General features: G+C 60.6%; 20 protein-coding genes. 16 read left to right on the top strand and 4 right to left on the bottom strand.

Features of this window, described 5'->3' with window-relative positions; translation table 11 throughout:
• The first annotated feature begins 8 nt into the window (after positions 1-8).
• From nuoG to ACQ4MS_RS01335, 11 genes are all read left to right on the top strand, one after another.
• Entirely contained in the window at positions 9-2,165 is a 2,157-nt protein-coding gene (gene nuoG / locus ACQ4MS_RS01385; protein WP_431097241.1) for an NADH-quinone oxidoreductase subunit NuoG, read from the top strand.
• Complete coding sequence (gene nuoH, locus ACQ4MS_RS01380) at positions 2,162-3,235, top strand: NADH-quinone oxidoreductase subunit NuoH (protein ID WP_431097240.1); 1,074 nt, start codon at positions 2,162-2,164, stop codon at positions 3,233-3,235. The genes nuoG and nuoH overlap by 4 nt, the downstream gene beginning before the upstream one ends.
• 145 nt (positions 3,236-3,380) lie before the next feature.
• Positions 3,381-3,878 carry an NADH-quinone oxidoreductase subunit NuoI gene (gene nuoI / locus ACQ4MS_RS01375; protein WP_431097238.1) on the top strand — a complete coding sequence of 166 codons (498 nt, stop codon included), beginning with the start codon at positions 3,381-3,383 and terminating at the stop codon, positions 3,876-3,878.
• 49 nt (positions 3,879-3,927) lie between these two features.
• Positions 3,928-4,581 (top strand): NADH-quinone oxidoreductase subunit J, encoded by a 654-nt coding sequence (locus tag ACQ4MS_RS01370; RefSeq protein WP_431097237.1) that lies wholly within the window; start codon positions 3,928-3,930, stop codon positions 4,579-4,581.
• Positions 4,578-4,886 (top strand): NADH-quinone oxidoreductase subunit NuoK, encoded by a 309-nt coding sequence (nuoK, locus tag ACQ4MS_RS01365; RefSeq protein ID WP_007864437.1) that lies wholly within the window; start codon positions 4,578-4,580, stop codon positions 4,884-4,886. The genes ACQ4MS_RS01370 and nuoK overlap by 4 nt, the downstream gene beginning before the upstream one ends.
• A 144-nt stretch (positions 4,887-5,030) precedes the next feature.
• Positions 5,031-7,055, top strand: a complete 2,025-nt coding sequence (nuoL, locus tag ACQ4MS_RS01360; RefSeq protein WP_431097236.1) for an NADH-quinone oxidoreductase subunit L — start codon at positions 5,031-5,033, stop codon at positions 7,053-7,055.
• A gap of 30 nt (positions 7,056-7,085) precedes the next feature.
• Positions 7,086-8,561, top strand: coding sequence for an NADH-quinone oxidoreductase subunit M (locus tag ACQ4MS_RS01355; protein ID WP_431097235.1), 1,476 nt, complete (start codon positions 7,086-7,088; stop codon positions 8,559-8,561).
• A gap of 30 nt (positions 8,562-8,591) precedes the next feature.
• Positions 8,592-10,094 carry an NADH-quinone oxidoreductase subunit NuoN gene (nuoN, locus tag ACQ4MS_RS01350; RefSeq protein ID WP_431097234.1) on the top strand — a complete coding sequence of 501 codons (1,503 nt, stop codon included), beginning with the start codon at positions 8,592-8,594 and terminating at the stop codon, positions 10,092-10,094.
• Between the two features lie 8 nt (positions 10,095-10,102).
• Positions 10,103-10,405, top strand: a complete 303-nt coding sequence (locus ACQ4MS_RS01345) for a DUF2818 family protein (protein ID WP_431097233.1) — start codon at positions 10,103-10,105, stop codon at positions 10,403-10,405.
• Positions 10,402-11,016: an NUDIX domain-containing protein gene (locus tag ACQ4MS_RS01340; RefSeq protein WP_431097231.1), complete on the top strand. Its 615-nt coding sequence runs from the start codon at positions 10,402-10,404 to the stop codon at positions 11,014-11,016. Before ACQ4MS_RS01345 ends, ACQ4MS_RS01340 begins: the two co-directional genes overlap by 4 nt.
• 21 nt (positions 11,017-11,037) lie before the next feature.
• Positions 11,038-11,559: a DUF1178 family protein gene (locus tag ACQ4MS_RS01335; protein WP_431097229.1), complete on the top strand. Its 522-nt coding sequence runs from the start codon at positions 11,038-11,040 to the stop codon at positions 11,557-11,559.
• Positions 11,560-11,578: 19 nt separating this feature from the next.
• Here ACQ4MS_RS01335 and ACQ4MS_RS01330 read toward each other — a convergent pair whose 3' ends face one another.
• The 3 genes from ACQ4MS_RS01330 to ACQ4MS_RS01320 form a co-directional block, all read right to left on the bottom strand.
• Positions 11,579-11,905 (bottom strand): hypothetical protein, encoded by a 327-nt coding sequence (locus tag ACQ4MS_RS01330; RefSeq protein ID WP_431097228.1) that lies wholly within the window; start codon positions 11,903-11,905, stop codon positions 11,579-11,581.
• A 192-nt stretch (positions 11,906-12,097) separates the two neighbouring features.
• Positions 12,098-13,408: a Glu/Leu/Phe/Val family dehydrogenase gene (locus ACQ4MS_RS01325; protein WP_431097227.1), complete on the bottom strand. Its 1,311-nt coding sequence runs from the start codon at positions 13,406-13,408 to the stop codon at positions 12,098-12,100.
• A 188-nt stretch (positions 13,409-13,596) separates the two neighbouring features.
• Positions 13,597-15,453, bottom strand: a complete 1,857-nt coding sequence (locus ACQ4MS_RS01320) for an ABC transporter transmembrane domain-containing protein (RefSeq protein WP_431097226.1) — start codon at positions 15,451-15,453, stop codon at positions 13,597-13,599.
• 120 nt (positions 15,454-15,573) lie between these two features.
• Here ACQ4MS_RS01320 and ACQ4MS_RS01315 point away from each other — a divergent pair, with 120 nt between their 5' ends.
• From ACQ4MS_RS01315 to ACQ4MS_RS01295, 5 genes are all read left to right on the top strand, one after another.
• Positions 15,574-16,128, top strand: coding sequence for a MarR family winged helix-turn-helix transcriptional regulator (locus ACQ4MS_RS01315; RefSeq protein WP_431097225.1), 555 nt, complete (start codon positions 15,574-15,576; stop codon positions 16,126-16,128).
• A gap of 100 nt (positions 16,129-16,228) precedes the next feature.
• Complete coding sequence (locus tag ACQ4MS_RS01310) at positions 16,229-17,770, top strand: efflux transporter outer membrane subunit (protein WP_431099510.1); 1,542 nt, start codon at positions 16,229-16,231, stop codon at positions 17,768-17,770.
• 86 nt (positions 17,771-17,856) lie between these two features.
• Complete coding sequence (locus ACQ4MS_RS01305; protein WP_431097224.1) at positions 17,857-19,239, top strand: HlyD family efflux transporter periplasmic adaptor subunit; 1,383 nt, start codon at positions 17,857-17,859, stop codon at positions 19,237-19,239.
• A 129-nt stretch (positions 19,240-19,368) separates the two neighbouring features.
• Positions 19,369-20,943, top strand: coding sequence for a DHA2 family efflux MFS transporter permease subunit (locus tag ACQ4MS_RS01300; protein WP_431097223.1), 1,575 nt, complete (start codon positions 19,369-19,371; stop codon positions 20,941-20,943).
• 102 nt (positions 20,944-21,045) lie between these two features.
• The gene (locus tag ACQ4MS_RS01295; RefSeq protein ID WP_431097222.1) at positions 21,046-21,564 is read left to right on the top strand and encodes a hypothetical protein; all 519 of its coding nucleotides are present in this window, start codon (positions 21,046-21,048) and stop codon (positions 21,562-21,564) included.
• Positions 21,565-21,695: 131 nt separating this feature from the next.
• Here the strand turns inward: ACQ4MS_RS01295 and ACQ4MS_RS01290 are convergent, their stop codons facing one another.
• The gene (locus ACQ4MS_RS01290; RefSeq protein ID WP_431097221.1) at positions 21,696-21,881 is read right to left on the bottom strand and encodes a phage integrase N-terminal SAM-like domain-containing protein; all 186 of its coding nucleotides are present in this window, start codon (positions 21,879-21,881) and stop codon (positions 21,696-21,698) included.
• Positions 21,882-23,054 lie beyond the last annotated feature (1,173 nt).

The following is a 23,054-nucleotide window of genomic DNA, read 5'->3' as shown; positions in this document are numbered from 1 at the left end:
GAAAAAATATGGTTGAAATAGAACTCGACGGCCAGAAGGTGGAAGTGCTCGAAGGCAGCACGGTGATGCATGCGGCTGAAAAGGCCGGCACCTACATTCCGCACTTCTGCTATCACAAGAAGCTCAGTATTGCTGCCAACTGCCGCATGTGCCTGGTCGACGTGGAGAAGGCACCCAAGCCCATGCCGGCCTGCGCCACGCCCGTCACCCAGGGCATGATCGTGCGCACCAAGAACGACAAAGCCATCAAGGCCCAGAAGGGCGTGATGGAGTTCCTGCTGATCAACCACCCGCTGGACTGCCCGATCTGTGACCAGGGCGGCGAGTGCCAGCTGCAGGACCTGGCCGTCGGCTATGGCGGCAGCGAATCGCGCTACGAAGAAGAAAAGCGCGTGGTCTTCCACAAGGACGTCGGCCCGCTGATCTCCATGCAGGAAATGAGTCGCTGCATCCATTGCACTCGCTGCGTGCGTTTCGGCCAGGAAGTGGCCGGCGTGATGGAGCTCGGCATGTCGCATCGCGGCGAGCACGCCGAAATCGAAACCTTCGTCGGCATGTCGGTGGACTCCGAACTGTCCGGCAACATGATCGACATCTGCCCGGTCGGCGCGCTGACCAGCAAGCCTTTCCGCTATAGCGCCCGCACCTGGGAGCTCTCGCGCCGCAAGTCGGTCAGCCCGCACGATTCGACCGGTGCCAACCTGATCGTCCAGGTCAAGAGCAACAAGGTCATGCGTGTCGTGCCTCTGGAGAACGAAGACGTCAACGAATGCTGGATCGCCGACCGCGACCGCTTCTCGTATGAAGCCCTCAACGGCGACGAGCGCCTGACCAGCCCCATGCTCAAGCAGGGTGGTGAGTGGAAGGCCGTCGATTGGCAGACCGCGCTCGAATATGTGGCCAACGGCCTCAAGCAGATCAAGGCCGACCACGGCGCCGGCAGCATAGGCACGCTGGCGAGCCCGCACAGCACGCTCGAAGAGATCTACCTGGCCGCCTCATTGATGCGCGGCCTGGGAAGCGAGAACGTCGATTACCGCCTGCGCAACGCCGAATTCACCGCGCCGTCGGCCATCCGCTGGCTGGGCACTTCCATCGCTTCGCTGTCGCAGCTGCAGCGCGTGCTGGTGGTCGGCTCCAACCTGCGCAAGGATCATCCGCTGTTCGCGCAGCGCATACGCCAGGCGATTCGAAAGGGTGGGGCGCTGAGCACCGTCAATTCCACCGCCGAGCTGGCAGGCGCCGAGGCCTGGGCCATGCCCATCGCCAACGCGCTGCTGGCCGCGCCTGAAGCCTGGGCCCAGGCCCTGGCCGATGTTGCTGCCGCGATTGCCGCCGACAAGGGCGTCACCGCGCCGGCAGCCGGCCAGGCAACCGACGCGGCCAAGGCGATCGCCAAGTCCCTGCTGGGTGGTGAGCGCAAAGCCATCCTGCTGGGCAATGCCGCGGCGCACCATGCCAAGGCCTCTAGCCTGCTGGCGCTTGCCAACTGGATCGGCGCGCAGACTGGTGCTACCGTGGGTTACCTGACGGAAGCCGCCAATACCGTGGGCGCCCAGCTGGCCGGCGCCTTGCCGGCAGGCAAGGGCCTCAACGCCAGCCAGATGCTGGATGGCCAACTCAAGGCGGTGATCCTGCTCAACAACGAACCCGAGTTTGACTCGGCCGCGGGCGTCAGGGCCAGGTCCGCGCTCAACGCCGCGCAAATGGTTGTGACGCTGAGCCCGTTCAAGGCCAACATGGGCTTCAGCGACGTGCTGCTGCCGATCGCGCCTTTCACCGAAACCCCCGGCACCTTTGTGAATGCCGAAGGCCGCGTGCAAGGTTTCCATGCCGTCGTCAAACCGCTGGGCGATACCCGTCCGGCCTGGAAGGTGCTGCGCGTGCTCGCTAACCTGCTGGGCTTGCCCGGTTTTGATTTTGAATCCTCGCAGGACGTGCTCAAGCAGGTCGCAGGCACCGACGCGGCGCAGCTTCCCGCGGCCAAGCTCGGCAATGGCACCGCGGCCGCTGTCGATTTGTCGGTCGCACCTGCCCACGTACCAGCCGTGGCCAGTATTTACCAGCTCGACGGGCTGGTCAGGCGCGCCACATCGCTGCAGCTGACGGTGGATGCTCGCCAGGCCGCCGGCCTCGAAGCCAGGCCCGAAGGAGTGACGGCATGATTGATGGAATCTTCACCTTCGGCCAGGGTTTGATGGGTGGCGTCTGGCCGGCCACGGTATGGCCTGTGCTGTGGACACTCATCAAGATCGTCTGTGTCCTGCTACCGCTGATGGGCCTTGTGGCCTACCTTACCTTGTGGGAACGCAAGGCCATCGGCTTCACCCAGATCCGCCTCGGCCCCAACCGCGTCGGCCCTTTCGGCCTGCTGCAGCCGATCGCTGATGCGCTCAAGCTGCTGACCAAGGAAATCATCATCCCCACGGCGGCCAGCAAGGGCCTGTTTGTGCTCGGCCCCATCATGACCATCATGCCTGCTCTGGCCGCCTGGGCCGTGATTCCCTTCGGGCCCGAGGTCGCGCTGGCCAACATCAATGCCGGCCTGCTGTTCCTGATGGCTATCACCTCGCTGGAGGTCTACGGCGTAATCATCGCGGGCTGGGCTTCCAACTCCAAATACGCCTTCCTGGGCGCCATGCGCGCCTCGGCGCAAATGGTCAGCTATGAAATCGCCATGGGCTTCTGCCTGGTGGTGGTGCTCATGGTGTCCGGCAGCCTCAACATGACCGACATCGTGATGAGCCAGGGCAAGGGCATGCTGGCAAGCAATGGCTGGACTTTCCTGTCCTGGAACTGGCTCCCGCTGCTGCCGATTTTTGTCGTGTACTTCATCTCCGGCCTTGCCGAGACCAACCGCCACCCCTTCGATGTCGTTGAAGGCGAGTCTGAAATCGTGGCCGGCCACATGGTCGAGTACTCGGGCATGGCCTTCGCGATGTTCTTCCTCGCTGAATACGCCAACATGTGGCTGGTCGCCATCCTGGCCGTGCTGCTGTTCCTGGGCGGCTGGTTGCCTCCGGTCGAAGCGTTGAGCTTCATCCCGGGCTGGATATGGCTGGGCGCCAAGACCTTTGTGGTGGTCACCATGTTCCTGTGGGTGCGCGCCACCTTCCCGCGTTTTCGTTATGACCAGATTATGCGTTTGGGCTGGAAGATTTTCATTCCCGTGACCCTGGTCTGGCTGGTGGTCGTGGGCGCCTGGATGCAGACTCCGTACAACATCTGGAAGTGACATGCGCCCCCACGTTCGCTCACTTCGTGTAGCTCTCTGCCCCCCGAGGGGGCCGCTGCGCCTGCGGCCCGGCAAAGCCGGTTCCGCGGCCCCTGTTGGCTTGAAGAGCATTTGTGCACGCCTTATTTCTGCAGGAATCTGACTTATGTCCGCCGTAGCTTCCATCAAAGACTTTGCGTCAAGCTTCATGCTCACCGAGCTGTTCAAGGGCATGGCCCTGACCGGCAAGTACATGTTCAGCCGCAAGATCACGGTCCAGTTTCCCGAGGAAAAAACCCCCCTGAGCCCGCGTTTTCGCGGCCTGCACGCGCTGCGCCGTTATGAGAACGGCGAAGAGCGCTGCATCGCCTGCAAGCTCTGCGAAGCGGTGTGCCCGGCGCTGGCGATCACCATCGAGTCCGATGTGCGTGAAGACGGCAGCCGCCGCACCTCACGCTACGACATCGACCTGACCAAATGCATCTTCTGCGGTTTCTGCGAAGAAAGTTGTCCGGTCGACTCCATCGTCGAGACCCACATCTTTGAATACCACGGCGAAAAGCGCGGTGACCTGTACTTCACCAAAGACATGCTGCTGGCAGTGGGCGATCGGTATGAATCCGAAATTGCCGCGAACCGCGCGGCAGACGCCAAGTACCGTTAAACCCGGCTGAACTTCCCCTCAGCTGGCTCAAGAAAGAATCCACAACAACATGGACGCTAAAACAGGTCTTTTTTATGTTTTCGCCGCGGTGCTGCTGTTTGCTGCGTTCAAGGTGATTACCGCGCGCAACCCGGTGCATGCGGCGCTCTACCTCGTGTTGGCGTTCTTCCAGGCGTCCGCAGTTTGGATCCTGCTCAAGGCCGAATTCCTGGCCATCACGCTGGTGCTTGTCTATGTGGGCGCCGTGATGGTGCTGTTCCTGTTCGTCGTGATGATGCTGGACATCAACATCGACAGTGTCCGCAAGGGCTTCTGGAAGCATTTCCCGCTGGCCGGTTCCGTCGGCGCCATCATCGCGCTGGAAATGTCTTACGTGCTGATGGGTGGTTTCCGTGAGCCACCCAAGGTGGCGACGGCGGCGGGCCAGATAGGCGCGCAGGTTTCCAACACCAAGGAGCTCGGCAAGCTGCTGTACTCCGAATACATCTATCCGCTGGAAGTCGCCGCAGTGATCCTGCTGGTGGCCATCATTGCCGCCATCGCGCTAACGCTTCGCGCGCGCAAGGACTCCAAGTACCAGAACCCTTCAGAGCAGATCCGGGTCAAGCGCGCGGACCGCGTGAGCCTCGTCAAGATGAAATCCGTCGTGGCTGCACCGGTGGTTGCCGCGGCCCCTGCAGCAGCCGAGGAGAAGAAGGCATGACGCTCACCCTGGGACATTTTCTTTCACTGGGCGCGATGCTGTTCGCGCTGTCGGTCATCGGCATCTTCCTGAACCGCAAAAACCTCATCGTCCTGCTGATGGCCATCGAGCTCATGCTGCTGGCCGTCAACATGAATTTTGTGGCCTTCTCCTATTACCTGAACGACATGGCCGGCCAGGTGTTCGTGTTCTTCATCCTGACTGTCGCCGCGGCCGAATCTGCCATAGGCCTAGCCATCCTGGTGCTGCTGTTCCGCAACAAGTCCAGCATCAACGTAGACGAACTCAACACGCTCCAGGGCTAAAGATGACGCTCCCCCCCGAAGCGGCCTCCGGCCGCCTCCCCCTCAAGGGGTCGCCGCTGACGGCCCGGCAAAGCCGGTTCCGTGGCGGCCCTGACATGGCTCCCCTGTTTGCCTGCGTAATTTGCATGGCGGAAAAAAACTGATATGGCATCCACCCTCAACGCTTCAACCCTGCTGGCCGTTCCGTTGGCACCCCTGGCCGGCGCCTTGGCGGCCGGTATCCTCGGCACTTCTTTCGGCGGCAACTGGATAGGCCGCCGCCTGTCGCACAGCCTGACTATCCTCGGCGTGCTGGTGGCCTTCATCATTTCGGCGATGACGCTCAAGAGCGTGGCCGTTGACGGGGCGCGTTTTAATGAGACGCTCTACACCTGGATGAACGTCGGCGGCCTGAAGATGGAGATCGGCTTCCTGGTCGACGGCCTTACCGCCATGATGATGTGCGTGGTGACCTTTGTGTCGCTCATGGTGCACATCTACACCATAGGCTATATGGAAGAAGACGAGGGCTACAACCGCTTCTTCGCCTACATCTCGTTGTTCACCTTCTCCATGCTGATGCTGGTGATGAGCAACAACATGCTGCAGCTGTTCTTCGGCTGGGAGGCTGTGGGCCTGGTGTCCTACCTGCTGATCGGCTTCTGGTTTAACAAGCCGACCGCCATCTTCGCGAACATGAAGGCCTTCCTGGTCAACCGCGTGGGTGACTTCGGTTTTATTCTCGGCATCGGCCTTATTGCCGCTTATGCGGGGACGCTCAATTACGGCGAAGCATTTGCCAAAGCCGATGAGCTCTCCAAACTGACCCTCCCGGGAACGGGCTGGATGCTGGTAACTGTGATCTGCATCTGCCTCTTCATCGGCGCCATGGGCAAGTCGGCGCAGTTTCCGTTGCACGTCTGGCTGCCAGATTCCATGGAAGGCCCGACCCCGATTTCCGCGCTGATCCATGCGGCGACCATGGTGACGGCTGGCATCTTCATGGTGGCGCGCATGTCGCCGCTGTTTGAACTCAGCGACACCGCGCTCAGTTTCATCATGGTGATTGGTGCCATCACGGCCTTGTTCATGGGCTTTCTCGGCATCATCCAGAACGACATCAAGCGCGTGGTCGCGTATTCCACGCTGTCGCAGCTCGGTTATATGACGGTGGCGCTGGGCGCCTCGGCCTATTCCGTCGCGGTGTTCCACCTGATGACGCACGCCTTCTTCAAGGCGCTGCTGTTCCTGGCCGCGGGTTCGGTCATCATCGGCATGCACCACAACCAGGACATCCGCTGGATGGGCGGCGTGCGCAAGTACATGCCCATCACCTGGATCACCTCGCTGCTGGGCACGCTGGCATTGATTGGTACGCCTCTGTTCTCCGGGTTTTATTCCAAAGACAGCATCATTGAGGCTGTGCATGAAAGCCACCTGGCGGGTGCCGGCTTCGCGTACTTCGCTGTGCTGGCAGGCGTCTTCGTGACGGCCTTTTACTCCTTCCGCCTGTACTTCCTGGTGTTCCACGGCAAGGAGCGCTACGACCAGAACCCCGACGCGCATCACCATGGCCACGACGACCATGGCCACCATGGCGAGCACCACGATCCGCACGAATCCCCGTGGGTGGTGACGGTGCCGCTGATCCTGCTGGCGATTCCGTCCGTGGTCATTGGCTTCATGACGATTGAACCGATGCTGTATGGCGAGTTCTTCAAGGATTCCATCCTGGTGAACCTCGAAAAACATCACGCCATGGCAGAGCTCAAGCAGCTGTTCCACGGTCCGGCCCAGATGGCCTTGCATGGGCTGATGACGCCGCCGTTCTGGCTGGCCCTGGGTGGCTCAGTAGCGGCCTGGTATATGTACATGATCAACCCGGCGCTGCCTGCCGCGATCAAACGCATGTTCATGCCAGTCTTCACGCTGCTCGAAAACAAGTACTACCTCGACTGGTTCAATGAAAACGTTCTGGCGCGCGGCACACGGCTGCTCGGCACCGCCCTCTGGAAGGGCGGCGACCAGAAGCTGATCGACGGCGCGCTGGTCAACGGTTCGTGGAAGGTGATCGGCTGGGTCTCCGGCATGGTCCGCCGGTTGCAGTCCGGCTATATCTACCACTATGCCTTCGGCATGATCATTGGCGTGTTTGTGTTGATGACGTATTTCGTCTGGCTCAATCGCTGATCAGTTCAACAAAATCAAGGAAGAACAAGAATGGGTTTGTTGAGTCTTGCGATCTGGACACCGATTGTTTTCGGTGTGGTGCTGCTGGCGCTGGGCCGTGACGAGCAGGCGCGCAGCGTTCGCTGGATCGCGCTGATAGGCGCGGTCGTCAGTTTCCTGGTGACGTTGCCTTTGTACAGTGGCTTTGCGCTCGATACGTCGGCCATGCAATTCGTGGAGAAAGGCAGCTGGATCCAGCGCTTCAATGTCAATTACCACCTGGGCGTAGACGGTATCTCGTTGTGGTTTGTATTGCTGACGGCCTTCATCAATGTTGTCGTCATCATCGCCAGCTGGGAAGCCATCACGACGCGCGTGAACCAGTACATGGCCTCGTTCCTGATTTTGAGTGGGTTGATGATCGGCGTTTTCACCGCGCTCGACGGAATTCTGTTTTACGTCTTCTTTGAAGCCACGCTGATCCCGATGTACCTGATCATCGGCATCTGGGGTGGTCCCAACAAGATTTATGCGGCGTTCAAGTTCTTCCTGTACACGCTGCTTGGATCGCTGTTGATGCTGGTGGCGCTCGTCTTTCTATACAACAAGTCGGGCGGTAGCTTCGATATCCTGACCTGGCACAAGTTGCCTCTGGGCAGCACGGTGCAAACGCTGTTGTTCTTCGCTTTCTTTGCCGCCTTCGCGGTGAAGGTGCCGATGTGGCCGGTGCACACGTGGTTGCCCGATGTGCACGTCGAAGCACCTACCGGTGGTTCCGCCGTCCTGGCAGCCATCATGCTCAAGCTGGGTGCATACGGTTTCCTGCGTTTCTCGATGCCGATTGCGCCCGACGCCTCGCATGAGTGGGCATGGTTGATGATCTCCCTGTCCCTGATTGCCGTCGTCTACGTGGGCCTGGTGGCCCTTGTGCAGCAGGACATGAAAAAGCTGGTGGCTTATTCGTCCGTGGCGCACATGGGTTTTGTCACCCTCGGCTTCTTTATTTTCAATGACCTTGGCGTTTCTGGCGGTCTTGTGCAGATGATTGCCCACGGTTTTGTTTCGGGTGCCATGTTCCTTTGTATCGGCGTACTGTATGACCGCGTTCATTCGCGTGAGATTGCCAGTTACGGCGGCGTGGTGAACACCATGCCCAAGTTCGCCGCTTTTGCACTGCTGTTTGCCATGGCCAACTGCGGCCTGCCGGCCACGGCCGGTTTCGTCGGTGAATGGATGGTGATTCTGGGTGCCGTCAAATACAACTTCTGGATTGGCGGTGCGGCGGCGACTGCGCTTATTTTCGGCGCGGCCTACACCTTGTGGATGTACAAGCGTGTTTACCTTGGTCCGGTGGCCAACGAGGATGTGAAGGGGCTCACCGATATCAACAGCCGCGAGTTCCTGATGCTCGCGCTGCTGGCCATTGCCGTACTGTATATGGGCATCTATCCCAAACCGTTCACGGACGTGATGAACACTTCAGTGGCAGACCTGCTCAAGCATGTCGCAACCTCCAAACTGAACTGAAGCTGAACTGCGCAACTACAAAGAATTCAGATGATTGACAAACTCTCCTGGATCACGGTTTATCCCGAAATCGTTCTCCTTACCATGGCTTGCGTGATCGCGTTGGTGGACCTGGGCGTCAAGACGCCGCAGCGTACCCTGACCTACGTGCTGACCCTGCTGACGCTGGCCGTGGTGGCTGGGCTGGAAGCGGCTTACGCCATGGGCGGGCAAACCTTCTACGGTTTCGGCAACATGGTGGTCAGCGACCCCATGGGTGGCTGGCTCAAGTGCTTTGCCTGCGTCGCGGTGATGATCACGCTGGTGTACGGTCGGCCTTACGCGGCGGAACGAGACATGCTGCGCGGCGGTGAGTTTTTCACGCTCAGCCTGTTCGCCCTGCTCGGCATGTTTGTGATGATCTCGGGCCACAACTTCCTGGTGATCTACATGGGCCTGGAGCTGCTGACGTTGTCCAGCTATGCGCTGGTGGCCCTGCGCCGCGACAATGCCATCGCCACCGAAGCGGCCATGAAGTATTTTGTGCTGGGCGCGCTGGCCTCGGGCTTCCTGCTTTACGGTTTGTCGATGTTGTACGGCGCGACAGGTTCCCTGGATCTGAACGAAGTGTTCAACGCCATCGCCAGCCGGCAGGTCAAGCATCAGGTGCTGGTTTTCGGTCTGGTGTTTATTGTGGCTGGCCTGGCCTTCAAGCTGGGTGCCGTGCCTTTCCACATGTGGCTGCCTGACGTTTACCAGGGCGCGCCTACGGCCGTGACCCTGCTGATCGGTGGTGCACCCCAGCTTGCGGCATTTGCCATCTGTATCCGCCTGCTGGTGGAGGGCTTGCTGCCACTGGCGATCGACTGGCAGCAAATGCTGGGCTTGATGGCCATAGGCTCCTTGCTGGTCGGCAACCTGGCGGCTATCGCCCAGTCCAACCTCAAGCGCATGCTGGCGTTCTCGACCATTTCGCAGATGGGTTTTCTGCTGCTCGGCCTGCTGGCGGGTGTGGTCAACGGCAACCAGCTCAACACCGAGTCCGCCTACAGCGCTGCGATGTTCTATGCCGTGACCTATGTGCTCACCACCTTGGGCGCTTTCGGCATCATCATGCTGCTGGCTCGTGCGGGGCACGAGTCTGAAGAAATTGTCGACCTGGCCGGCCTGAACCAGCGCAGTCCGCTGTACGCTGGCGTGATGGCCATCAGCATGTTCTCGCTGGCAGGTCTGCCGCCGCTAGTGGGTTTTTACGCGAAGCTGTCCGTCTTGCAGGCCCTGATCTCGTCGCAGCACACCAGCTATGTCGTGCTCGCGGTTTTTGCCGTGCTCATGTCGCTGGTGGGTGCGTTTTATTACCTGCGCGTAGTCAAGGTCATGTACTTTGACGCGCCCCTTGCCCACAACGCGCAGCCGGTCTCCGCACCGACGGATGCCAAGGTGGTGCTGGCGATTAATGGTGCAATGATCCTGATCCTGGGCATGCTCCCGGGTGGCTTGATGACTCTCTGTGCGCAATCGATCAACGGCATCATCAAGTCCTTGGGTAGCTGATCCTCTTCATGACTCAAACCGCTTCCGTCTGGCTGGTTGTGCTGCTGGCCATACTGGCAGCCAATTTACCCTTCATCAGCAACCGCCTGTTCGCGGTCTATGCGCTCAAAGCACCAAAGAACCTGGCCGTCAGGTTGGGCGAGCTGGTTGTCTGGTACTTTCTCGTTGGCGCCCTGGGTCTTTATCTTGAGCAGCGGGCGGGTCAGATCGCGCCGCAGGGCTGGGAGTTTTACGCCATCACGGGCACACTCTTCATCACCTTTGCGTTTCCCGGGTTTACCTGGCGCTACCTCTTCAAGCACCGCACATGAAAGCGGATTCCGATCCGGATCAAGCAGGTGCGGTACCTGCCGGGCACCTTGTCGAAACCCTGGTTGATTCGGTCGAGATTTTGAAGGGGAGATTCCTGCATGCCATGCGCGACACCGTCAGGTTGCCCGACGGCACCCGGGCGACGCGTGAGTATGTGATCCACCCCGGTGCAGTGATGATCGTGGCGTTGCTCGATGACGGGCGCCTCGTGCTGGAACGCCAATACCGTTACCCGGTGCAGGCCGTCATGCTGGAATTCCCCGCAGGCAAACTTGATCCTGGTGAGGCGTCTCTTGCATGCGCGCAGCGTGAACTACTGGAAGAAACCGGTTACACCGCGAGAGAGTGGGCCCGTGCCGGAGTGCTGCACCCGGTGATCTCCTACTCGACGGAATTCATCGACATCTGGTTTGCACGCGGGCTGACCCCTGGGCAGCGCAAGCTGGATGCCGGGGAGTTCCTGGATGTGTTCACGGCCACGCCCGGTGAACTGTTGGCCTGGTGCGCAAGCGGCAAGGTCACCGATGCAAAAACATTGACCGGCGCGCTCTGGTTGCAAAACGTGCTGTCCGGCGCGTGGGCTTTGGACTGGCAAGCTGCGGCGCCCTAAGCCCGCGGCGATAATCCGGCCATGAAGGTCCTGAATCTCCAATGTACGCACCAGCATTCATTTGAAGGCTGGTTTGCATCCGAAGACGATTTTCAGAATCAGCTGTCGCGCGGCATGATTGAATGCCCCATGTGCGCAGACAAAAGCGTCCAGAAATTACCCAGCGCACCACGCCTGAATCTGGGTGGCCACCCGTCTGGCCAGGATTTGGCCGATCAAGGCAAGCAGGCCTCCTCTTCTCGGGCAGTCGCTTTGAGTTCCGCACAGGGTTCCCACGATGTGGCTGCTGTAACAGGTGCCCCATCGGGAAGAAGCCCTGCTGAGCAGGCGGCATTCCTGAAGGCCTTGCGCCACGTGATGGCGCATACCGAAGATGTCGGAGGGCGTTTTGCCGAAGAGGCCCGCCGCATGCACTATGGTGAGCAGGAAGCGCGCAGCATTCGCGGTCAGACCAGCGCGCGCGAAGCCGTGGAATTGATCGAGGAGGGCATAGACGTGATGCCTTTGCCTTTGCCGGCGGCAGTCAAGGACACACTTCAATAAAGCAATTTCCAGCGGCGTGTCAGGGATTCAACTCTTCAACAGAGATTTCTCCATGCAGGCTCAGAAGTCGCTGATCGCCCAGAATGTAGTCACGCATACGCTGTACGGCCAGGCTTTTCCACTCCGCAAACCATGGGATGGTTGTCACGCCTTTAAATTCATTGGGTAGCAAAGCCTTATAAGTGAGGCGGCCATTTTCACCGGCTTGCTCCTTAACGTAGAAGTACGTTTCTCTCTTGAAATAGACATCGGCTCCAGCTTCTTTGTAAATGAGGCAGAAGTCATTCGAGTCGTTTCGTATCATTCCTGGTGAAGCGTACTCGATGGAGAATTCGGTGCTTTGCATGGATTACCTGATTCATGAACGGGTGAGCCGAGCTTCCTGGCGCCGGCCAGGCGCTGGAAGGTCATGGTGTGCGGGTCATGGCAACTGAGGTCACCTAAACGCGTGGCCGCTTGGAAAAAAAGCAGCGGCACTCGGGAGTACCGCCGCTTCATGACCCTCGTTGCTTCTGACGGCTCCCGGGGCAGCACCAGATCAGGGGTACAGACCGCGCAGCTCGCGCGTGTGCAGGATGCGTTTGCAGGCCACGATGAAGGTGGCGGTGCGCAAGCTGACTTTTTGGTCCTGTGAGACGGCCCATACTGCGGCAAAAGCATCTTTCATGATCTTGACCAGGCGCTTGTTGATCTCTTCTTCGTCCCAGAAGAAGCTTGAGAAATCCTGCACCCATTCGAAGTAGCTCACCGTCACGCCTCCAGCGTTGGCGATCACGTCCGGCAGCACCAGCACATTGCGATCGTGCAGGATGTCGTCTGCCGCCGGGGTGGTCGGGCCGTTCGCGCCTTCGATGATCATGCGTGCCTTGATGCGGCCGGCGTTAGCTTCGGTGATCTGCTGCTCCAGCGCGGCCGGGATCAGGATGTCGCACTCCACGTCCCAGAATTTGTCATTGGCGATGACTTCCGCCTGGGCAAACCCGCCCACGCTGCCGGTGGCTTCCACATGCTTGAGGAGCGCCGGCACATCCAGGCCTGCTTCGCGGTAAATCGTGCCGCCGTGGTCCTGTACAGCCACCACGCGCGCGCCGGCCTCGGCAAACAATTTGCCCGCCACGCCGCCCACATTGCCAAAACCCTGTACGGCCACCCGCGCGGTACTGATGTCCAGGCCAGTATGCTTGGCCGCTTCCACGCCCACGGTGAACACGCCGCGTCCCGTGGCTTCACGACGGCCCAGTGAGCCGCCCAGGTCAACGGGTTTGCCGGTGACCACGCCTGTCGACGTGGAGCCTGTATTCATCGAATACGTGTCCATCATCCACGCCATGATCTGGTCGTTGGTATTGACGTCCGGTGCAGGGATGTCCTTGTTGGGGCCGATGATGATGCCGATCTCGCTGGTGTAGCGGCGTGTCATGCGCTCAAGTTCGCCACGCGACAGCTTCTTCGGGTCGACACGGATGCCGCCCTTGGCGCCGCCGTACGGGACGTTCACCGCCGCGTTTTTTACCGACATCCAGGCCGACAAGGCCATGACTTCAGACAGGGTGACGTCCTGGTGAAAACGCACGCCGCCCTTGCCGGGACCGCGAGAGACGTTGTGCTGCACGCGGTAGCCTTCAAAGTGCGCCACCGTGCCGTCGTCCATATGAATCGGCACATCCACAATCAGCACGCGCTTGGGCCGCTTCAATGTTTCAGCCCAGCGCGCCAGGCTGCCCAGGTGCGGAATGACACGATCAACCTGCTGCAGGTAGTTGCCCCAAGGACCGAGGTTGTCTGCCTGAAGATAGGAGGGGAGTGGATGTGCTCCTGCGGGAATGGAGGGCGCTGCTGGGTGTGACATTAAAAGCTCCTTGTGGGATTTCTTGAGGGAAAGGTCAATGCACGGAGCTTAAAAGCCTGCCTCCAAATAGTCCAAGGCATTGTGTATCAATACTTATGCAAATAATGCATAGTCACCGATTTTGATCGGCAGCAAATTGCCAGGGCAGTGGCGAAAAGCAAATCACCGCCTGAACGTTGTCCACAGCATCACACCGTGAATTGCAGAGCCGCCAGCCGCGCGTAAACACCGCCGCGGTTCACCAGCTCGGCGTGCGTGCCTTGCTCCACCAGCCGGCCATGGTCCAGCACCAGGATGCGATCAGCCTGCTGCACGGTGGCCAGGCGGTGGGCAATCACCAGTGTGGTGCGGTCTTTCATCGCAGATTCGAGTGCGGCCTGAACCATCCGCTCGCTTTCGGCATCCAGCGCGCTGGTGGCTTCGTCCAGAAGCAGCAGCGGAGAATTTTTCAGCATCGCGCGCGCAATCGCAATCCGCTGCCGCTGGCCACCCGAAAGCCGCACGCCTCGCTCGCCCAGGAAGGTGTCATAACCCTCCGGCAGCGCAGTGATGAACTCATGTGCAAAGGCTGCCTTTGCCGCGGCTTTGGTTTCGTCATCTGTGGCTTCGGGTTTGCCGTAGCGGATGTTCTCCAGCGCGCTGGTCGAGAAGATGACCGCATCCTGCGGCACGATGCCGATGCGCTGCCGCAAATCGTGCAGCGCCATATCGGCGGTGCGCACGCCATCCAGCTCAATGCGGCCCGAAAGCGGATCGTAAAACCGCAGCAGCAACTGGAACACCGTGCTTTTGCCGGCACCACTCGGCCCCACGATGGCCACAGTCTCCCCAGGCGCCACGCTCAGGCTGAAATCACTCAAGGAGGCTTGCGCCGGACGCGACGGGTAATGAAAGGTCACTGCTTCAAATTTCATAGCGCTTCCGCCTTGTTTTTCCTGGGCTGGAAGCGGATTTGATGGTGAAGTAACGGGCGAACGCGACGTCAGCAGCTCCATCAGCCGTTCGGTGGCGCCGGCCGCGCGCAGCAGGTCGCCATAGACCTCGCCCAGCACCGCCGTGGCGCTGGCCAGGATGATCACATACACCACGGTTTGGCCCAGGTGGCCCGCCGTAATGTCGCCCCGCATCACCGCCTGAGTCCCCTGGTACAGGCCCCACAGCAGCGCTGCGGACGTGGCGATGATGATGAAGGCCACCAGCACCGACCGCGCCCTGGTGCGGCGAATCGCGGTGTTGAAGGCATTGGTGGTGGATGCATCAAAACGCGCGGATTCGCGGCCTTCAGCGGTGTAGCTTTGCACCACCGGAATCGCATTAAGTACCTCGGCCGCGATCGCGCTGGAGTCGGCCACGCGGTCCTGGCTGGCGCGAGACAGCTTGCGCACGCGCCGCCCAAACCAGACCGAGGGCGCCACGATCAGCACCAGCACCATCAGCACCTGCACCATGAGGTAGGGGTTGGTATAGACCAGCATGCCTAGCGCACCCACGCCCATCACCGCGTTGCGCAGGCCCATGCTGAGTGACGACCCCACGACGGTTTGCACCAGCGTTGTGTCACCTGTCAGGCGCGACAGCACTTCGCCGGTTTGGGTCGTTTCAAAAAACTCCGGGCTTTGCCGAACCACATGCGCATAGACCGCATTGCGCAGGTCAGCGGTGACGCGCTCGCCCAGCCAGCTCACCATGTAAAAGCGGCCCGCTGAAAAAAAGCCCAGCGCGGCAGCGACACCAAACAGTTCAAAGAAATGCGTACGCAAGGCCATCAGCTGCTGGCCTTTGTCGGCCGCGCTCAGACCGCCGTCGATCAGGCTGCGCAAAGCCAACGGGAACACCAAGGTGGCGACCGCGGCCATGACCAGGAAGAACATGGCCAGCGCAATGCGGCCCCGGTAAGGCCGCAAAAACGGCAACAGCCCGGATAGCGAACGGGGCGAGCCCTTGGCGCCCGGGGCGCTGGCAGGGGCGAGGACAGGAGCGATGGAAGAAGAAGTCGAAGGGGGAGGGGGAGGAGTCACAGAGGGGGAAACATAGGAGGTAGCCATGCCGCAAGTTTAGTCACAAAGCCAGGCAACCCATTGCCTCAACAAAGGTATTCAGGGCAAAGGAAGCCCAAACAAACACAGCCTTGACATTAATTGTCTAGACATGTATTATCTGCGGCCATGAAATCCAAAACCACCAGCGCGCAACCCGGCTCAAAAATGCCAAAAAGTCCGGCGACCCCTCTGTGCGGGTTGCCGGCCGAGTTCTATTGCGCGGCTGATTACGACGCAGGTCAAAGCACCGGTTACCTGATGCGGCAGATCCTCAACAGCGTCTCCCAGCAAGTCACACGCGAACTGGAGCCCCAAGGCCTGACGAACGCGCAATGGGTTCCCATGCTCAAGCTCTTCCTGGGAAAAGCTTCCACCGTGGCCGAGCTGGCCCGTGAATGCCAGCTCGACGCCGGCTCCATGACTCGCCTGCTGGACCGTCTCGAAGCCAAGGGCTTTTGCCGCCGTATCCGCTCCAGCGACGACAGGCGCGTCGTCAACATCGAACTGACACCCGAAGGCCGCAAGGCCGCGAAAGAAATTCCCGCCGTGCTCAGCCGTGTGCAGAACGCCCACCTGGCCGGCTTCACAGTGGATGAGTGGCAGAACCTCAAAGGCTATCTCCGCCGCATTCTCGAAACAGCGCAAGGCCTGCAGGCCGCGTATGAAAAAGATGACAAATAACAGCAACTCCCTCTGCACCGCCAGCGCCTCCGGTTGCGCTGCCGCAAACCAGCCAGAACAGGTGGGGCAGCAGCTACCGGTATGGCGCGCGTCCTTTCGCATGGCGCTTGTGGCAGCCGCCAGCGTGGCGGCGGTCGCACTGATGGCGACCGGCCTCACCGGTTGTGCCGACATGTCCGGCATCGCGCCGCAGGCCAGGCTGCGCGACGCACCTTCGCTGGGCCTGAATGATGTTCAAGGCGCTGAAGCTACAGCCGCCCAGGCGCCGGTAGCGACCGAGTGGTGGCGCGAGTTTGGCGACGAGCAGCTCAACACCCTGGTGGCCCAGGCCCTGCAGACCAGCCCGACACTCAAGCTCGCGCAGGCCCGTTTAGCACGCGCGCAAGCCGTCACGGAAGTGGCCGACGCCGCCACCCTGCCGCAACTCACCGGCCAGCTTGACGCGACACGCCAGCGCTACAGCGCCAATGGCGCGGTGCCGCCGCCGCTGGCAGGTTCCATCCGCGAAAGCGGCACGGCCCAGCTCAATGCCAGCTGGGAGCTGGACTTTTTCGGCAAAAACCGTGCGGCACTCGACGCCGCACTGGGTAGCGCCAACGCCGCCGAAGCGGACGCCCAGGCCGCACGCGTGCTGTTGGCCAGCAATGTCGCCCGCACCTACTTTCAGCTGGTGCGCCTGAACGAGCAAACCAATGTGGCGCGCCGCACACTGGCCCAGCGTGAAGAAACACTCAAGCTGGTGCGCGACCGCGTCGACGCCGGCCTGGATACTCGCCTTGAACTGCGCCAGAGCGAAGGTGGCCTGCCCGAAGCGCGGCTGCAGCTCGAAACCCTGCAAGAACAGATGGCGCTCACACGCAATGCGATGGATGCCCTCATTGGTAAGCAAAATGGTACTGCAGCCCTTTCACTGCCGGCGCAAGCAGCTATCAAAAACGTAGCAGCTGCAGCCACCATTCCGGCCGACTTGCTGGGCCGCCGCGCCGACATTGCCGCCGCGCGCTGGCGTGTCGAGGCCTCGTCCAAAGACGTGGTCAACGCCAAGACCCAGTTCTATCCCAATATCAACCTCGTCGCCTTTGCCGGCTTTTCCAGTATCGGCCTGGGCCAACTGACGGATTCGGGCAGCCGGCAGTGGGGCGTGGGCCCCGCGCTGCGCCTGCCGATTTTTGACGCCGGCCGGCTGCGCGCCAACCTGCGCAGCAAGACGGCCGATCTCGATGCCGCGGTGGAAAGTTACAACGCCGCCGTGATCGATGCGGTGCGCGACGTGGCCGACCAGATCGCCTCGTCGCAAGCTATTGTTCGCCAGCAAACCGAGCAACGCGCCGCGCAGGAAGCCGCAGAAGGCGCGTATGAAATCGCCGTGCAGCGCTACAAGGCCGGGCTGGGGAATTACCTCAATGTACTCACCGCCGAAAGCAGCGTGCTCGCACAGCGGCGACAAGCCGTGGACCTGGCCGCCCGCGCGCTGGACACGCAGGTTGCGCTGATCCGCGCGCTTGGCGGCGGCTACACAACTGCCCAAGCGCCCGCGTCAACACCGGTTTCAAATGCCACGCCGGATGCCTTGCACGGTGCTACAAAAAACGTAGCAAACTATACGGATAAAAGTTGGGCTAGAGGCACATTTCATCAATAAATTTCTGCAAACCTGCCGCACCATCAGACAGCCATTACGCAGACAGGCAACGCACAACAAACACGTCACAACGGATTGCAAACATCATGAGCACACCTGAACCCTCCAACGCATCCAATGCAATAGCCCAGCCGGCAGGTAACCCCAAACGCAAAAAAGCACTCACAGCGCTCGCCGCCGTGGTGGTCGTGGCCGGCCTGGGTTGGTCCGCGTATGAATATCTCGTGGCCAGCCACTATGAGTCCACCGACAACGCGTACGTGCAAGGCAACGTGATCCAGATCACGCCGCAAATCAGCGGCACCGTGATGGCCATCATGGCCGATGACACCGACTTCGTGAAAGCCGGCCAGACGCTGGTACAGCTCGACCCGGCCGACGGCAGGGTGGCATTGGAGCAGGCCGAAGCCGCACTGGCCCAGGCGGTGCGCCAGGTGCGCACGCTCTACGCCAACAATGGCACGCTGGCGGCGCAGATCGCGCTGCGTGATGCTGACGTGGCCAAGGCGCAGAGCGACATCGCCCGCGCCAGCGACGACCTGAACCGCCGCCAGTCGCTCACCGGCAACGGCGCGGTGTCCAAAGAAGAGCTCAACCACGCACAGACGCAACTGGCCAACGCCAAAAGCGCGCTGGCCGCAGCGCAGGCCGGTGTGGTCGCTGCACGGGAGCAACTCACCAGCAACCAGGCCCTGACCGAAGGCACCAGCATCGAACAGCACCCCAGCGTGCAGGTGGCGGCTGCCAGAGTGCGCGAAGCCTACCTGGCAACGCAGCGCGCCGGCCTGCTCGCGCCGGTCGACGGCTATGTCGCCAAGCGCACCGTACAGCTCGGCCAGCGCGTGGCCGCCGGCACACCGATGATGTCCATCATCCCGCTCAACCAGGTCTGGGTCGACGCCAACTTCAAGGAAGTCCAGCTGCGCAACATCCGCATTGGCCAGCCCGTGACGCTGGTGGCCGACCTCTATGGCAAGAAGGTTGAATACAAAGGCAAGGTAGCCGGCCTGGGCGTCGGCACCGGCGCGGCGTTCTCACTGCTGCCTGCACAGAACGCCACCGGCAACTGGATCAAGGTGGTGCAGCGTGTGCCTGTGCGCATCGCACTGGATGCCAAACAGCTGGCCGACAATCCGCTGCGCGTGGGTTTGTCGATGGACGCCGAAGTTGACGTGAGCAACAAGGACGGCAAGACCCTGGCCGACGCGCCGCGCGACGCCGTCCTGGCCCACACCCAGACTTACGGCACGCAGGACGACGCTGCTGACAGGGACGTGCAGCGCGTCATCGCCGCCAACACCGGCAAGCTGGCGGGCAAACTGGTGAACAAGCCGATAAAGGCTGCCAGCGCTGCACCGCGTGCCCCCGCGCCGGGCGGCGCTGCATTGCCGGCCAAGGCCGGCAGCGAGCCGCAGCACCTGGCGTTCAGCCACACCTTGTCGCTGGCGGGCAGCCGTGCTGCGCAGTAATGACGCAAAGCCCGTGGCGGCCAGCAGTGGCTGCATCGCGGCGCAGCGCTGCATGGGCGGCATGTAGCGGCCTGGCGTTTATAGCGGCCAATACATTCCCTTTTTTGTACCTGATTCCCCAAGGCTTTCATGGCTTCCGCACCTGCTCCTGCCTCCGCCTATGTCCAGCCGCCCCCGCTGACGGGCTCCGCCCGCCTGTGGGGCACGCTGGCCCTGTCGGCCGCGACCTTCATGAATGTGCTCGACACGTCCATCGCCAACGTATCGCTGCCCGCGATCGCCGGCGACCTGGGTGTCAGCCCGAACCAGGGTACCTGGGTCATCACCAGCTTTGGCGTGGCCAACGCGATCGCCGTGCCGCTCACCGGCTGGCTGTCGCAGCGCTTCGGCCAGGTTCGGCTTTTCACCACCAGCGTCATCCTGTTTGTCATCACCTCGTGGCTGTGCGGCCTGGCGCCCAACATGACCACGCTGATTTTTCTGCGTGTGCTGCAGGGCCTGGTGGCTGGGCCCATGATCCCGCTGTCGCAGGCGCTGCTGCTGTCGAGCTACCCGAAAGCACTGGCGGGGCTGGCCATGGCGCTGTGGTCCATGACCACGCTGATCGCGCCCGTCATGGGGCCGCTGCTGGGCGGCTGGATTACCGACAACATCTCCTGGCCCTGGATTTTTTACATCAACATCCCGGTCGGCTTTGCTGCCGCCTTCATCACCTGGAGCATCTTCAGGAAGCGTGAAAGCGTCACCCGAAAACTCCCCATCGACTCGGTGGGGCTGGCGCTGCTGGTCATCTGGGTCGGTGCGCTGCAGATCATGCTCGACAAAGGCCAGGAGCTCGACTGGTTCCATTCCGGTGAAGTCATCGCGCTGGGCATCATCGCCCTGGTCGGCCTGATCGCCTTCGTGATCTGGGAACTGACCGAAGAACATCCGGTGGTTGACCTCACGCTTTTCAAAAAACGCAACTTCTGGGCAGGCGCGCTCGCGCTGTCGGTGGGCTACGGCCTTTTCTTCGGCAACGTGGTGCTGTTGCCGCTGTGGCTGCAGCAATACATGGGCTACACCGCCACCCAGGCCGGCATGGTGCTGGCGCCTGTCGGCATTTTTGCCTTGCTGCTGTCGCCTGTGGTCGGCAAGAACATCGCGAAAGTGGATCCGCGCCGCTTCGCCGCGTTTGCCTTCATGGTGTTTGCGCTGGTGCTGTGGATGCGGTCCAACTTCAATACCCAGGCCGACTTCCGCACCATCATGATCCCGACCATCATCCAGGGCGTGGCCATGGCCTTCTTCTTCATCCCGCTGGTCACCATCACGCTGTCGGGCATCTCGCCCGACAAGATCCCCGCAGCATCAGGCCTGTCGAACTTCGTGCGCATCACGGCAGGCTCCTTCGGCACGTCGATTGCCACCACCATCTGGCAAGACCGCGCCGCCATGCACCACGCACAAATCAGCGAATACGTGAACCAGGGCAGCACCGCCACCAACAGCACCCTCACAGGCCTGGCCGGCGCCGGCCTCACGCCCGACCAGGCGCTGGGCACCATCAACCGCCTGGTCGACCAGCAGGCCTACATGCTGGCTGCCAACGACGTGTTCTATGTGTCGGCGCTGATCTTTCTGCTGCTGATTCCGCTGGTGTTCCTGACGCGGCATACCAGGGCGGGGGCGGGGAGTGCGGATGCCGCGGCTGGGGCGCACTGAGGCGGCTGTGGGCTGGTGAAAAAAAACGGCGCCATATCGGGTGCTGTTTACACTTGTTCCGATTGACTTTCCGGTCAATTATTTCCCCAATCTGACAAGAACATGAACAAAAAACTCATCACAGCCCTGCTGTTTGCCCCAATCATTCTTTTGGGGTGTGCCAGTTACAACTACACAGACGCTCCGCCCACGCTGGGCATGATGTACTCAAAATATGCCTACCTTGGCTATGAGGGCGAACCAAAATCCATCGAGGATGTGGGCATCGTGACAACAGACGGGTTGATCAAAATCAGTTCAGTGGATGGTTATCCGGTCTCCGGCTACAAAGTACTCAAGACTTCGGGCATGTACTCCGGCGGGCGTTACCAACTGCATTTACTTCCTGGTGTACACACGCTGACCATGGGGTTCAGGGATGACCGTGGTGGTGGCTCGCGCTCCTGGTCGACTTCCGACATTACCAAAACCATTTCATTGCGCAAAGGGCAGGTTATCCACTTGTCCCTGTATGGCGATGGAAAATTATGGACAGCGAAAGAGTCTGACGGGAGCAGCGCGTTGGCAGTGATCACCAGTGATTTCAAAGAGCTGGCTGAGAAAGCAGTGACGCCAAAGTGAGGTATTGAATTGCCGGCGATGGACAGGCGCCCGGAGCGGCTGAACCTGCTCATGGTTCTAGCGGGATCTTTCGAATCAAATTCCGATAGCCTTTTATCAATCACGCGCATTGATCGGCATAGTGAGGAGACCTACCTTGCGTGCCCCATGTCGCGAGGATGCGTCATGTGGCCGTTGCGGCCATGCCATCGGACAAAAAAACGGACCCAATACAAGTAAGTTTTCTCAGTGCTAAGGCTATAGTGCAAATACCGAACCCGCTCCCGGACCTGATCCAGCAAGCGGGCAGACTGCAAGGGAGGGTTGCGGGGTTTCACGGAATTTTTATACCTGTATAAATATACGGTACATTGCCTTGAAACTCAGCAAGCAAGCGGTTTACAGGAGTTTTTGATGTCCAGATTAGATTGCAAGCGCCAGGTTATACCGCAGGTTTTGCGGCATACATTACGTTAGGACTCAGAAATGGGGTTCGAATACTCGCTGAGATTCGCTGGTCCAAACCGTGACTCGGTCGAAGAGGTACTCGCGAAGTTTCCTGGGTCGATAAAGACGTCTTTCGAAGGGCAAACCCGCTTCGAATTCCGCGAGGCTTCGAACCATAGCGACATGCCCAATGCGACAACGTTCGCCGAAGAAGGTGGCGTGTACTTCTGTGACCACGGTGGCGGTAAGGCGTTCCTCGGCTCAGTAGTTGCCCGACTGGTAGAGCAACTCGGCCCACTGATGGTCGCCGAAAGGGAGTAGCCTTGAGTCCTAACAGGTTCGTCAACACGGACGCCCACGCGCGTCCGCGCCTACGGCGCATCTTTCCCGTGGTCGCCGGTTACGGCCAACGTTAGGCCTCATGAATCGCTGCCCAGACCCGTCAGACCTCGGATCCTTCTTTGGCGCCGCCGGCGTGCCTGAAGATGGGGCAGGCGGAGACTGGTTCTACGACCGACTCCGCTTTATTCACGTCGGAAGCGATGGCAAGACAACATGCACAATCTTGGCGGGTGAGGGTCAGTTTGCGGTTGAGCGTGTTCAAGGCGGAATCGTTCAATTGCATATAACTCTTCGCCACGTCGCGTCCCTCGATCTAGAGTGGAGCGCAGGCACTCAAGTGCTCGTTGGCCATGTCGCGGGTGGAGGAGTCGAGCAGTTGTTCAAGTTGCGGCTAACGCCGGAGTTTTCCTTTTCGCTCACAACGGCTCTCGAGGGCTAGGCATTCTGATGAGGCCTAACCCTTCCTTCGAGCGGACGCCTGATGGCGCCGCTCAAGTCAAACGTTAAATCGCATGAAGCGGCTGATCGTTTCATTGGCAGCGGCAGCGATTCTTCCAGTTGGAAGCGACCGTGCTTGGGCGTTGTCATATGGGATGACCCAAGCTATCGACGTTACCTTCTCCTGGTCCGGGGAGACACTTCCCGCGGAAGAACGAGAGAGGCTGCTTCACTTTGCTGGCAAGGTCATAAGCTCGGGCCACTGCATTACGCACGCAGCTGCT

The organism is Polaromonas aquatica, from assembly GCF_050626995.1.
Lineage (GTDB): Bacteria > Pseudomonadota > Gammaproteobacteria > Burkholderiales > Burkholderiaceae_C > Polaromonas > Polaromonas aquatica_A.
Note: the sequence above shows the minus strand (reverse complement) of the source record. Positions and strands in the feature narration are given on the sequence as shown.

Bases quoted from the DNA above. Each gene is read 5' to 3' on its own strand.
- nuoG (WP_431097241.1), top strand. From the start codon at position 9: ATGGTTGAAATAGAACTCGACGGCCAGAAGGTGGAAGTGCTCGAAGGC.
- nuoH (WP_431097240.1), top strand. From the start codon at position 2,162: ATGATTGATGGAATCTTCACCTTCGGCCAGGGTTTGATGGGTGGCGTC.
- nuoI (WP_431097238.1), top strand. From the start codon at position 3,381: ATGTCCGCCGTAGCTTCCATCAAAGACTTTGCGTCAAGCTTCATGCTC.
- ACQ4MS_RS01370 (WP_431097237.1), top strand. From the start codon at position 3,928: ATGGACGCTAAAACAGGTCTTTTTTATGTTTTCGCCGCGGTGCTGCTG.
- nuoK (WP_007864437.1), top strand. From the start codon at position 4,578: ATGACGCTCACCCTGGGACATTTTCTTTCACTGGGCGCGATGCTGTTC.
- nuoL (WP_431097236.1), top strand. From the start codon at position 5,031: ATGGCATCCACCCTCAACGCTTCAACCCTGCTGGCCGTTCCGTTGGCA.
- ACQ4MS_RS01355 (WP_431097235.1), top strand. From the start codon at position 7,086: ATGGGTTTGTTGAGTCTTGCGATCTGGACACCGATTGTTTTCGGTGTG.
- nuoN (WP_431097234.1), top strand. From the start codon at position 8,592: ATGATTGACAAACTCTCCTGGATCACGGTTTATCCCGAAATCGTTCTC.
- ACQ4MS_RS01345 (WP_431097233.1), top strand. From the start codon at position 10,103: ATGACTCAAACCGCTTCCGTCTGGCTGGTTGTGCTGCTGGCCATACTG.
- ACQ4MS_RS01340 (WP_431097231.1), top strand. From the start codon at position 10,402: ATGAAAGCGGATTCCGATCCGGATCAAGCAGGTGCGGTACCTGCCGGG.
- ACQ4MS_RS01335 (WP_431097229.1), top strand. From the start codon at position 11,038: ATGAAGGTCCTGAATCTCCAATGTACGCACCAGCATTCATTTGAAGGC.
- ACQ4MS_RS01330 (WP_431097228.1), bottom strand. From the start codon at position 11,905: ATGCAAAGCACCGAATTCTCCATCGAGTACGCTTCACCAGGAATGATA.
- ACQ4MS_RS01325 (WP_431097227.1), bottom strand. From the start codon at position 13,408: ATGTCACACCCAGCAGCGCCCTCCATTCCCGCAGGAGCACATCCACTC.
- ACQ4MS_RS01320 (WP_431097226.1), bottom strand. From the start codon at position 15,453: ATGGCTACCTCCTATGTTTCCCCCTCTGTGACTCCTCCCCCTCCCCCT.
- ACQ4MS_RS01315 (WP_431097225.1), top strand. From the start codon at position 15,574: ATGAAATCCAAAACCACCAGCGCGCAACCCGGCTCAAAAATGCCAAAA.
- ACQ4MS_RS01310 (WP_431099510.1), top strand. From the start codon at position 16,229: ATGGCGCTTGTGGCAGCCGCCAGCGTGGCGGCGGTCGCACTGATGGCG.
- ACQ4MS_RS01305 (WP_431097224.1), top strand. From the start codon at position 17,857: ATGAGCACACCTGAACCCTCCAACGCATCCAATGCAATAGCCCAGCCG.
- ACQ4MS_RS01300 (WP_431097223.1), top strand. From the start codon at position 19,369: ATGGCTTCCGCACCTGCTCCTGCCTCCGCCTATGTCCAGCCGCCCCCG.
- ACQ4MS_RS01295 (WP_431097222.1), top strand. From the start codon at position 21,046: ATGAACAAAAAACTCATCACAGCCCTGCTGTTTGCCCCAATCATTCTT.